We start from the raw sequence: 12,143 nt of genomic DNA, 5'->3' as shown, positions 1-12,143 counted from the left end.
CATAAGGTCAAGCGTTATACGGGCTTGATGGATTGGCTGACGACCGTCGACCATAAGAAGATCGGCATTCTGTACATGATTGCAGGTTTGTTCTTCTTCCTGATCGGCGGCTTGGAAGCGATTCTTATCCGGGTTCAATTGATGGAACCGAATAATGACTTCGTTTCCGCTGACACATTCAACGAATTGATTACGATGCACGGCACCACGATGATTTTCCTTGCGGCGATGCCGCTCTTGTTCGCCTTGATGAACGCGGTCATTCCGCTTCAGATCGGCGCGCGCGACGTCGCGTTCCCGTTCCTGAACTCCTTGGGCTTCTGGACGTTCTTCTTCGGGGGATTGCTGCTGAACCTAAGCTGGTTCGCCAGCGCGGTTCCGGATGCGGGATGGACATCCTACGTGCCTCTGGCCAGCAACACGTACAGCAGCGGTCACGGCGTAGACTACTACGTCATCGGTCTACAGATCGCGGGTATCGGTACGCTTCTCGGGGGCATTAACTTCATGGCGACGATCATTAACATGCGCGCGCCAGGCATGTCCTTCATGCGCATGCCGATGTTCACTTGGGCGATCTTCATTACGTCCGCGCTGATCGTATTCGCATTCCCTGTCCTTACGGTCGGCCTCGTTGCCTTGATGTTCGACCGGTTGTTCGAAGCCAACTTCTTCGAAGCGGGCAACGGCGGTAACGAAGTATTGTGGGAACACATCTTCTGGGTGTTCGGTCACCCCGAGGTATACATCCTGATCATGCCGGCGTTCGGAATTATCTCCGAAATCGTCAGCACGTTCTCCCGCAAGCGCCTGTTCGGTTATAGCTCGATGGTATTCGCGACCGTATTGATCGCTTTCCTCGGCTTTATGGTGTGGGCTCACCACATGTTCACCGTAGGTCTTGGTCCGGTAGCGAACGCGCTGTTCTCCATCGCGACGATGTTGATCGCCGTACCGACCGGGGTTAAGATCTTCAACTGGCTGTTCACGCTATGGGGCGGTTCGATCCGATTCACCACGGCAAGCTTGTTCGCGATCGGATTTATTCCGACGTTCGTAATGGGCGGCGTAACGGGCGTTATGCTCGCTTCCGCTCCGGCCGACTTCCAATATCACGACAGCTACTTCGTTGTCGCTCACTTCCACTACGTTATCGTAGGCGGCTTGATCTTCGGTATTTTCGCCGGCTTGCACTACTGGTGGCCGAAGATGTTCGGACGGATGCTTAACGAAGGACTCGGCAAAATCACGTTCTGGACGTTCTTTACGGGCTTCCACCTGACGTTCTTCGTACAGCACTTCCTCGGCTTGCTCGGCATGCCGCGCCGCGTGTTCACGTACCTGCCTAACCAAGGCTTCGATACGATGAACATGATCAGTACGATCGGCGCGTTCTTGATGGGCATCGGCACGATCGCGTTCCTGCTCAACGTCTTCATTACGTGGGCTAAACCTCGCAATGCGGCTGCGGACGCATGGGAAGACGGCCGTACGCTGGAGTGGACGATTCCGTCTCCGCCTCCGGAGTACAACTTCAAGCAAACTCCGCTCGTTCGCGGATACGATGCTTGGTGGAAAGAAAAAATGGATGGCAACAAGGAGATGACGCCTGCCGAGCCGGTAGGTCCGATCCATATGCCATCGCCTTCGATCATTCCGCTCGTGATGAGTATCGGGTTGTTCATCGCAGGTTACGGATTCATGTACGACAATCTCATCGTCGGTGGCGTCGGACTGCTGATCACGCTCGGCGGCATGTTCTTCCGTTCCGTATTCGATGATCACGGCTTCCATATCGAGCCGGAAGATCAGGATAAGGGGGTACACGCATGAGCGCGCACGATCACGCGGAAGGACTGCCGCATCAGCCGGAGACGGCAACGCTAGAAGGCCGCAACAAGATTCTGGGCTTCTGGATTTTCCTCGGCGCGGAGACGGTACTGTTCGGTACTTTGTTCTCGGCATACCTAGCTTTGCGCCATAACGTAATGGATGGTCCGCATCCTTCGGAGCTGTTCCAGCTTCCGATGGTATTCGCGGCCACGATGATCTTGCTTACGTCGAGCTTGACGAGCGTATTCGCCGTTCAGGCGCTGCATAGCCACAAGAAGAACGCGATGGTCGGTTGGTTGCTCGTCACGATTCTACTCGGGCTTGGCTTCTTGGGACTTGAAATTTACGAGTTCAGCGAATACGTACATGAGGGACACGGCTTTACGACAAGCGCGTTCAGCTCGGCCTTCTACACGCTCGTCGGCTTCCACGGCGCGCACGTTGCGTTCGGGATATTGTGGATCGGCCTGTTGATCCTGCAAATCTTCAAAAAAGATTTGACCGTCGTAACGGCGCCTAAGATTTACGTCTCGGCGATTTACTGGCACTTTATCGACGTCGTCTGGGTATTCATCTTCACCGTTGTGTACCTGATGGGAAAGGTGGGTTAATCGCATGTCGAGCAACCATTCCGCTACGGGCGAACAAGCGAAACGCCACAGAACGGAAGGGCCGAAAAAGCACGTTGTGGCCTTCGTTATGTCCCTTGCGCTTACGATTATCGCTTTCGCGGCCGTAGCCGCAGGCGAGATCAATACCACGTTCACGTACATCATTCTCGTAAGCATGGCAATCCTTCAAGTATTCGTGCAAATGGCATTCTGGATGCACATGAAGGATCGCGGACATCTATTCCCGATCATCGCGATATTCGCGGGCGTAATCATCGTCTTTACGATGGTTATCATGGCGCTATATTGGGTATGGTGGTAATACGATTCGAATCGAAGAGAGGCGGGCCACAGTCCGACCTCTCTTTTTTTAACGAGTGCATGTTGTTCCGAAAGGAGGCAATCTAAATGTGGGGTTTGGAATACTTCTCGTTCAGCGACTTGTGGAGTCCGGTGTTCATGGCGTTTATGATGGCGGTTATTGTCCTGTATGCGTTTATCGTCGGGCCTTGGAGGAACCGCTTTAAGGGCAATGCACCGGTATCGTTAGGTCGGAAGCTCAGTTTCATCGTCGCAACCGTGCTTTTCTATTTGACGATGGGCGGACCGCTTGATCTGATGGGGCATCTCATGTTTACTTTCCATATGACGAATATGGCGATCGCTTATATGCTCGTTCCGCCGCTGTTGTTATACGGAATTCCGGATTGGCTATGGAGGAGTATGTTCAGCGCGAAGTTCTGGCGGATCTTCGGTTTCGCCATGAACCCCATTGTCAGTCTCGGCCTGTTCGTTCTATTATTCTCGTACTACCATATGCCGGACAACCATGACTGGATCATGACGCACCTTACGGTGCATACCTTGTTCTATATCGCGTTGTTCATATCGTCGGTCACGATGTGGTGGCACGTGTTTCTGCCGGTGCCGGAATGGCGCCGAATGCCTCCTTTGCTGACGCTGCTGTACATCTTCCTCGGAGGATTGTTGCTTACGCCGGCATGCGCCATGATTATATTCGCCGAGGAACCGATGTTCGCGGTATATAACGATCCGGAAGTATGGGTTAAGGCGATGGAATACTGCATGGTCGGCGATCCTGCGGAAGTGCTGAGCCGGGTCGGCGGTCCTGCCTTCTTCAACATGATGAGCGGGCACGACGATCAGCAGCTGGGCGGCATCATTATGAAGCTGTTGCAGGAGTTCATCAATGCTTTCGCGCTTTATATCGTGTTCATGCAATGGTACCGCAAAGAACGCGCGAGCGAAGATGAGACCGGGCTTGAACCGAAGCTCGGGTAACGTGCGGCCTGCGGTATGAACAATGTGTGACGCCTGCACCGAAAAGTTGAATTGGAAGTGAACGGCAGGTACAATAAAATTTAACGATTCTAAATCGTTTATATTTCGCTAGTTCATTGACGATGCGATGGAGCAGGTGACAACCCTATGTCTTTGTATGATGTTTTTCCGATGATCAGCACGAGCTTTATCGCACTAAGCGCGATTCTTGTCGCGATCGGCTGGCGGTTTATTATCCAAGGCAAGCGGCAAGCGCATGAGCGGACGATGCTCGCGGCAGCGGTAGCCGCTACGCTGTTCTTCATCATTTACGTGTCGCGGACGATCTTCGTCGGCAATACGACGTTCAATGGCCCGGAGAGCTTGAAGACGGTCTACTTGATCTTCCTGCTGTTCCACATCGTTCTGGCGACGGTCGCGGCGGTGTTCGGAATTACGACGCTGACGCTCGCGTTCCGCCGAAGCTTCGCCAAGCACCGGCAATGGGGCCGCAAGACGGCGGTCATTTGGTTCGCAACCGCGACGACGGGCATTACGGTATACGTGCTGTTGTACCTGTGCTATCCGGGCGGCCATACGAAACCGGTTATCGATGCGATCTTCGGGTAGTCGTATGAGAAGTAAATAGTTTATAGAATAAAGCCGACTGGCGACGCAGGGACTTATCCTTGCGTCGCCAGTCGGCTTTTTTGGCGTATAGCAACGAAAGTAAAACATGTATTATATTATGTTAAACTTATCCACCTGATAAATTCTAACAAAAAATGTTGAAAAGATGAAAATTTTGTCTAATTTTGTCGATAAATAATGTGCATGAAATTATAAGGGCGATATGCCCGAACAGGAGTGGATAGGATTGAAGAAGGGTTGGAGAAGTAAGGCCGGCCTTGCTGTCAAAGCAGGGTTATGCGCGCTTCTCGGCGCAAGCGTGTGGAGCTGGAGCATCGCTCCGCGCGAGGCTGCGGCGGAAGTTCCGGCAAGCCGCGGGATCGTGGCGGCCGGCAATCATTCCATGTTGTTGATGGAGTCGGGAGGCGTCATCGTATGGGGCAATAACTATCACAAACTGCTTGGTTCGAACAGTGCGTCAATAGCCGTGCCGGCATTGAGCGACTTCGCGGACGTCAAGTCCATCGCTTCGAGCGCCGAGCATACTCTTGTAGTCACGAATGGCGGAGCGCTCTTGGGTTTCGGAAACAATAGCCACGGAGAGCTTGGCGGTACGCCAGGTAATAGCACGAGCGTTACGGCAGAAGTTTACGGCGTCGTCAATGCCGTAGCGGCCGGATCGGATTTTTCGCTGGCGTTGATGGATACCGGCGAAGTCATGGCATGGGGCAGCAACTCCAATGGCCAGCTTGGGCAAGGGAATACCAACAGTTCGGTTGGTGTCAAGAAAGTAGCGGGACTGCCTCCGATTCGATCGGTATTCGCAGGGCAGTCATCCGCCTATGCCGTCGATCTGAACGGCGATTTGTGGGCATGGGGCAGAAGTTATTCCAGTAGTCTTGGCGAAGGAACTTACGAAATGAGGAGTGCGCCGGTCAGAATCAACGGGATTAGCAACGTGAAAGCGGTCGCTTCCTCGAATAGCCATACGATCGCGCTTACGGAAGGCGGAGACGTGTATGCATGGGGCACCAATGCGTCGGGCCAGTTGGGCTACGGCTCGAATTCCCCAAGTACTACGCCGGTTCCGATAGGCTTATCCGGCATAAGGGAGATCGAAGTAGGCGATAACTTTAGTCTTGCGCTCGGCAATGACGGGTTGATTCGCGCTTGGGGCAACAGTTCGTACGGACAGCTTGGGAACTCTTCGTTGACCGGTTCCAACGTGCCGGTTGTTCTCCCGTTGGAGAATGTGGTTTCCATTGCGGCGGGCGCCACTCATGCGCTGGCCATGACGACCGACGGCGTCGTCTGGACATGGGGCTCGAACGCATCCGGACAGCTTGGACGCGGAACGGAAGTTTCGACGGGAGCGCATGATACACCTGTCGAGGTGATGCTTGATCCGGGAACGATTGAAGGTACGGTTACGGCATCCGGTATCGGCTTGGCTGGCGCAACCGTCACGCTCCTCTCTGGCGAAGGAGTACGCATAACGACGACCGACGCGACCGGCTATTACCATTTCGCGAGCGTGCCCGCAGACAAGTATGTCGTAATGGGGCAGGCCGCAGGCTTGAGAGCCGCCTCGTCCGACTTCGCGACGTCGACGGCTGATCCGGATCGAAACGTGGGTTTGATTTTGTCGGATTTGCCGGCTAGCGACGTTGTGCCGGATGTGCAGGAGGGGAACTATTTCACTCTCGCGCTGAAGGCGAACGGTACGCTGCTGGGTTGGGGTAGCAACGGCTTCGGACAGTTAGGGCAAGGAGATCAAAATACGCGCAAGGAGCCGGTGACCCTCATGACGGACATCGAGCGAATCGCAGCAGGCCATTCCACGGCTGCCGCCGTCAAGAAGGACGGCACGTTGTGGATGTGGGGCAATAACGGCGGGGGTCAACTCGGCAATAATTCCGAAAGCACTAGCTATTCGCCGATTCAGGTGTCAGGGATGGCGAACGTGATCTCGGTCGCAATAGGGTCGAGCCATACGATCGCGGCTCGCGCGGACGGTACCGTCTGGGCATGGGGACAGAATAGCCACGGACAACTGGGTGACGGAACGCAAGTCTCCCGCAAGCTTCCCAAGCAGATTACAGGGCTCGACCGCGTGAAACAGGTTGCGGCAGGCGAATACTACTCGCTCGCATTGGACGAAGACGGAGTCGTCTGGACATGGGGACAGAACAGTTCGTACCAGTTGGGCGACGGAACGAACAAGCAATCTCTCGTACCTATACGGTTAAACGGGCTTCCCGTCATTACGTCGATCGATGCCGAAGATAACCGTTCGTTTGCCGTCGATGTCGACGGGAAGCTATACGCCTGGGGCTCGAATACGAATCAATTGCTCGGTACGGGGACAAGCGGAACGGTTACGACGCCTAAGCTTGTCGCAGGCTTATCGGATATCGTCATCAGGGATGTTGCGGCAGGAGTTAGCCATACGCTCGCTGTATCCAACGAGAATCGCGTATATGCATGGGGATTGAACAACTACGGCCAGCTAGGGGACAATACGTCCTTGAACCGTACGACGCCCGTTCTGCTGCCGGAGACGGCTATCTCCGATGTTCTTGCGGTAGCGGCTGGATCGTATCACTCCGCAGCCGTCAGACTGGACGGTACGATATGGACTTGGGGGTATAACGATAACGGAGAGTTAGGCAGAGGGACGAGAGTGGACCGCATGACGCCGGTCCGCGTGAAGGAAGCGCCCGGTTCCGTCGGAGGCGTAGTCAAGCTTAACGGCGCGATCGTACAAGGGGCAACGGTACAGATTGTCTCATTGGACGGATTCTTGGAGACACCGACGGATGCGAATGGTGTATACGAGTTCTCCAATCTAGCACAGGACGACTACACGGTCATGGTTCGGCAAGACGGTCTGAAAGCGACGAGCCGCCAGATCGATGTCGGCACGGGAGCGGTGACGGCAGATTTCAACATGACAGTAGATACGTATGCCGGCTCGGCTCGTGCGGTCGCAGCAGGCGGCTCTTATACCTTATTCTTAAAATCGGACGGCACAGTCTGGTCTTACGGCAACAGCTCCAGCGGCATACTTGGCGGCGACGGCAAGAACGTGCCGAGCGCGACGCCCGTGCGGGTGAGCGATCTAACGAACATCGTGGCGATCGATACGGATAACTATAGTGCGGCTGCGATTCGCAGCGATGGAACGGTATGGACTTGGGGTAACAATTCGAACGGCGAACACGGCATCGGCAATAATGCAGCTAAACTGACTCCGTCGCTTGTGCCGGGTTTGACGGATGTCGTTGAGGTCGCCGTAGGCAACCATCACGTCGCTGCGCGCAAGGCGGACGGCACAGTCTGGGTTTGGGGCAGCAACAGCGGAGGCCAGCAGGGCGACGGAACGACGACGATCCGTTATTGGCCGCATCAAGTTCAAGGGATCGGGCCGGTAACTTCGCTCTCGGCCGCAGTTGATTACATGGCAGCGGTGAGCGGCGGGAAGCTGTATGTTTGGGGTAGAAGCCCCAATACGATGTTCGGGACGAGCGGCGACCTAACGACTCCCGTAGAAGTGAAGATCGCTGGCTTGCCTACGCAGATTAAGAAGGTATATGCGTCTGCGAACCGCATATTCGTTACCAACAACGAAGGCATTCTGTATGGTTGGGGAAACAATAGCTATGGCGGGCTGGGTATCGGCTCCAATTCCGAGGGACTGATCCTGACGCCGACCCCTGTATACTTCGATACGGACGGGAACGGTGTGGCTAACGTCGCCGATCCATACCCGACGCTTGTCGGCCTTGATTCGTTCGCGCATGTTGCAGCCGTCGACGACGTCGGCCGGATATGGATGTGGGGGTACAACTACAACGGTCAATTGGGCGACAATACTACGGTCAATAGAAATGTGCCGAAACAATTAACCAGTCTGACCGGCGTCGTATCCGCGGCGGTCGGCAACTCGCATACCGCGGCGGTTACTGGCGAAGATACGCCATGGGGATGGGGTTTTAACTATAATGGCGAACTGGGTCGCGGTAACACAATTCGAAGGATGACGCCCGTTCAAGCGCAATTCCAGCTCGGATCGGTGACCGTGAACGTGGGAGAAGACGGAGCCAAAGTCGATCTGCTATCGCCGGATGGTTCACCGTCCGCCGTGACTAGCGGAGGGTCGGCTGTCTTCACCGGTCTGAATGCGGACAAGTACAGGGTGTTCATACAGAAGGAAGGCAGGCAAGCGGTTGCGATCAATGTCCATGTGTCGCCGGGCGGCACGATGAACCCGGTCGTCTCCGTCGATCTACAACCCGTGACCGCGACGACTCCGGCCAAAGGAATGGTTGCGGCGTCCGATGCCAAAACCGTGTACTTGAGCAGCAACGGCAACGTATACGTATGGGGTCGAAATACGTACGGGGAGCTCGGCAACGGAACGACGGGCGGCGAGCTGAGAGCTCCTTCCGGTTTGCCGGTGCTGACCGACGCCATTGCGGTAGAGTCGGGCGACAGTCATGTGCTGGCGATCAGGAGGGACGGTACGGTCTGGGCATGGGGCAGCAACAGCAGCGGACAACTTGGCATAAGCTCCGAATCGCCGAGCACCGTGCCGGTGCAAGTGCCGGGATTGGCGGGAGCGATTGCGGTCGCCGCAGGCAACGGTTATTCGCTCGTTCTTACGGATGCCGGAGAAGTGTGGGCGTTCGGCAGGAATAATAGCGGAGAACTCGGAGAAGGAACGACGATGACCCGGAGAGAGCCGATTCGCGTCGCCATATCCGGCGCAACGGCCATCGCCGCGGGAGAATCGCACAGTTTGGCGATCGTCGGCGGCGAAGTATGGGCATGGGGGTTGAACGGCAACAGGCAGCTCGGAGACGACTCCAATACGAACCGGCTGCTGCCGGTCAAAGTGCCGAATCTGACGGATGTGACGAAAATCGCGGCAGGACGACACCATTCCGCTGCGGTGACTTCCTCGGGAGATCTCTATCAATGGGGTTACAACAATAACGGTGTGCTAGGTACGGGCGGCGCGACGCCGGCGTCCATCGGCATACCTACCCGAATAACAACGGTTGCGAACGCGACGGACGTATCGGCGGGGAACTCCTTTACGTTGGTCGAAGCGGGCGGCAAATTGTACGGCATCGGAAACAACGAAAGCGGACAACTTGCCGACGGAACGTACACTCTCCGCAAAGTGCCGACGCTCATTCCTTCCGTAGGCAATCCGGATAGCTTTGCGGCGGGCGGTCAGCATGCCGTCGCATTGAACGGCGATTCGCTATACGTATGGGGTATTAATCAATACGGCCAGCTCGGCGACGGATTGGACGGAACGCGGAACCTTCCGTTCGACATCTTCGACGGAGCGCCGCGAGCGCCGGAAGGGCTCGCGTTCGGCGGCGTCAATGTAGGATTATTCTATACGACGGTGATCTGGACGCCGTCGAGCGAGCTTGATATTAAATACTATAAACTGTATGTGAAAACGGCGGGTGCAGCCAATAGTCGTCTGGAAGCGATAGTCGCAGGCGATACGAATTCGTTCCGGGTAAGATGGCAGCTCAATACGACTTACGAGTATAGGGTAATAGCCGTCGATCAAGCGGGACACCAATCGGAGCTTTCCGAGCCGCTTGTTAAGACGTGGACGCTGTCGAAAACCCCGCTGCCGGATACGGGTACGACACCGTCGCCGATTCAGAATCCGCGTATCGACGCTCCGGAATCCGTCAGCGTTAAGGTGATGGGAAGTACGGCCAATGTAAGCTGGCCGGCGGTAGAGGGAGCCTTAGGCTACAAAGTATTCATGAACGGCGTCGTCGTGGCGGAGACGACTTCGACTTCCTGGCAGTACAACGGTCTTATCGACGGCGCGGTCTATGAGTTCGGCGTTACCGCCGTTAACAACAACGGACAATCGGCGCTGCTCCCTATTTTCGCCAACAAGGTCATTCCTGGATTGTTTAAGGAGATTCATCCTCTGTAACTGTCGTAACGAATGAATGAAGAGTTGCGTTAGCAAAGTGTATACGGACGGCGCGAGTATAACTACCGCGCCGTCCGTATGCATGTATATCAATCCGGCAAAGCAGGAATCATGCCCCCGAACCGCGAATAAAAGTTTCATAGCGCATTAGACGTGTTTCCACCAAATCCCCGCGCATTCAGGCACAATACGCCATTGCTTCTCTTCGATCAGTCTAGCAAGACCCTCACCGAAGAAAAACTCCGTTCTCGCTCTAGCATCCTCTACAGACGCAAATTCGTAGTCCGTCCTGATCCAGCGATGTGAGAAACCGTATCGTTGTTCAAGCAGCGAGTAATATCCATCAAGAAAAGGCGGTGCTTGCGGCGTTTCGCACCCCGTTCCCATCGTCTCCATGATGATGATCGTACCGCCAGGTTTGAGCACGCGCGTAAGCTCGCCCATGATCCGCTCCAGATTGTTCTCCCAATCGGGTTCGTCGCTATTCGTTAAGTAGCTGATCGTCCAACCCGCGATGACGAGATCAACAGAGGAATCGGCAAGAGGCAGCGATCGATGATCGGCACAAGCCGTACGCCAGTTACGCGTGGAATACAGACCGCTAAGCTTCCGATCCAACAACTCCAGCATAGCTTCGGACTTGTCGGTGCAGATTAACGAGTCGGCTTCCGCTGCAAGGAAGCTGGACAGCCTGCCCGAACCTGCACCCAAGTCCAATACGTCAAGACCAGCCCAAGGCCGAATCTCCCGAATACAAGTCGCTAGGTTGGGCTGTCTTGAGATCATATCGTCGTAACCGGATGCTTGCTCCCGATAGATTCGTTCATGCTCCGACACGTTACCGTCCCGCCTTTCGCGCCATCATCGTCGCCATCGCATGTTGATGCGGAATGCCCGAGGAGTCGCAATCGAACACGATCTCCGAGCTGTCCTCGATCAGCCAGTCGTGATAAAGACCGAGAAGTTCCCCGGAGTACCATCGGTGCGCGTTCGGTTCTTTTTCCGGCGGAGGGGCGATGAACGGCTTGTGGACGAAGACGTTAAAGACGTGCAAACCGTCCTCGTTCGTGAATCGCTTATAGTTAGCGAACAGCTCTTCGCGCAACTCAGGCTTCATATAATGCAGCACGCCGCTTGAGAAAATGATGTCGAAGGAGGTGGAGAGCCGGTAATCCTGAATGTCGGCTTTGAACACGTTGACGTGGACGCCGGTTTGGTCCGCCAGTCTTCTAGCCTTGTCTATCCCGGCATCCGACACGTCGAATGCGGTGACATCATAACCGTTCCTAGCGAAGAACACCGCATCTTTGCCTTCTCCGCAACCGATATCGAGCAACCGCAGTCGCTTCGTCGGCGGATATCGCCGCAACACCTTATAGCATGCGCTGTTCGGCACCGTACCCCAATAATAGCGGTCCGTCTTGTATTCTTCCTCGTAAATCGTAATCGGCTTATTTTGCGATACGTATCCTAGCAGCTTGTCGATGCTGACTTGAAGCGTCCTGGATAACTCCGGCAGCAACGAGATGTCCGGCATCGTCTGGGCGTTCTCCCATTTGGACACCGCCTGAAAAGAGAGGCCGAGAGTTTGCGCGAGTTCCTCCTGCGTGAACCCTCTTTCCTTGCGGTAAGTGCTAATGTTCCTTGCGAGCTGTTGCTTCATGGACGATCACGCTCCTTGGTTAACACTCATTCTAGGGGAACTCGCCGATCGGAACAATAACCTCGCAATTGAATTTTGGGAGCATTCAACCAACGGTTGAATAAGCGTTCGTTCTTGCCTTGTCATGTTCGCCTGCCACCGCCAA

Annotated in this window: 8 protein-coding genes; 6 read left to right on the top strand and 2 right to left on the bottom strand. The window is 55.1% G+C overall.

Translation table 11 applies throughout. The features are described from left to right. Positions 1-27: 27 nt before the first annotated feature. The 6 genes from ctaD (at position 28) to COHPA_RS0109830 (ending at position 10,335) form a co-directional block, all read left to right on the top strand. The gene (gene ctaD, locus COHPA_RS0109855; protein ID WP_051421828.1) at positions 28-1,833 is read left to right on the top strand and encodes a cytochrome c oxidase subunit I; all 1,806 of its coding nucleotides are present in this window, start codon (positions 28-30) and stop codon (positions 1,831-1,833) included. Continuing rightward, positions 1,830-2,444, top strand: a complete 615-nt coding sequence (locus COHPA_RS0109850) for a cytochrome (ubi)quinol oxidase subunit III (RefSeq protein WP_027086011.1) — start codon at positions 1,830-1,832, stop codon at positions 2,442-2,444. The genes ctaD and COHPA_RS0109850 overlap by 4 nt, the downstream gene beginning before the upstream one ends. A 4-nt stretch (positions 2,445-2,448) precedes the next feature. Beyond that, entirely contained in the window at positions 2,449-2,766 is a 318-nt protein-coding gene (locus tag COHPA_RS0109845) for a cytochrome C oxidase subunit IV family protein (protein ID WP_027086010.1), read from the top strand. 86 nt (positions 2,767-2,852) lie between these two features. Then, on the top strand, positions 2,853-3,746 hold the full coding sequence (ctaG, locus tag COHPA_RS0109840) for a cytochrome c oxidase assembly factor CtaG (RefSeq protein WP_027086009.1): 894 nt from the start codon (positions 2,853-2,855) through the stop codon (positions 3,744-3,746). A gap of 147 nt (positions 3,747-3,893) precedes the next feature. After that, positions 3,894-4,355 (top strand): DUF420 domain-containing protein, encoded by a 462-nt coding sequence (locus COHPA_RS0109835; protein WP_027086008.1) that lies wholly within the window; start codon positions 3,894-3,896, stop codon positions 4,353-4,355. Between the two features lie 247 nt (positions 4,356-4,602). Next, complete coding sequence (locus tag COHPA_RS0109830) at positions 4,603-10,335, top strand: RCC1 domain-containing protein (RefSeq protein ID WP_027086007.1); 5,733 nt, start codon at positions 4,603-4,605, stop codon at positions 10,333-10,335. A 147-nt stretch (positions 10,336-10,482) separates the two neighbouring features. Here COHPA_RS0109830 and COHPA_RS0109825 read toward each other — a convergent pair whose 3' ends face one another. Together COHPA_RS0109825 and COHPA_RS0109820 are read right to left on the bottom strand one after the other, a co-directional pair. Continuing rightward, on the bottom strand, positions 10,483-11,172 hold the full coding sequence (locus COHPA_RS0109825) for a class I SAM-dependent methyltransferase (RefSeq protein WP_027086006.1): 690 nt from the start codon (positions 11,170-11,172) through the stop codon (positions 10,483-10,485). 1 nt (position 11,173) lies between these two features. After that, positions 11,174-11,998, bottom strand: a complete 825-nt coding sequence (locus COHPA_RS0109820; protein WP_027086005.1) for a methyltransferase domain-containing protein — start codon at positions 11,996-11,998, stop codon at positions 11,174-11,176. Positions 11,999-12,143 lie beyond the last annotated feature (145 nt).

The organism is Cohnella panacarvi Gsoil 349, from assembly GCF_000515335.1.
Classification (GTDB): domain Bacteria; phylum Bacillota; class Bacilli; order Paenibacillales; family Paenibacillaceae; genus Cohnella; species Cohnella panacarvi.
This window is presented reverse-complemented; position numbering and strand designations above follow the sequence as displayed.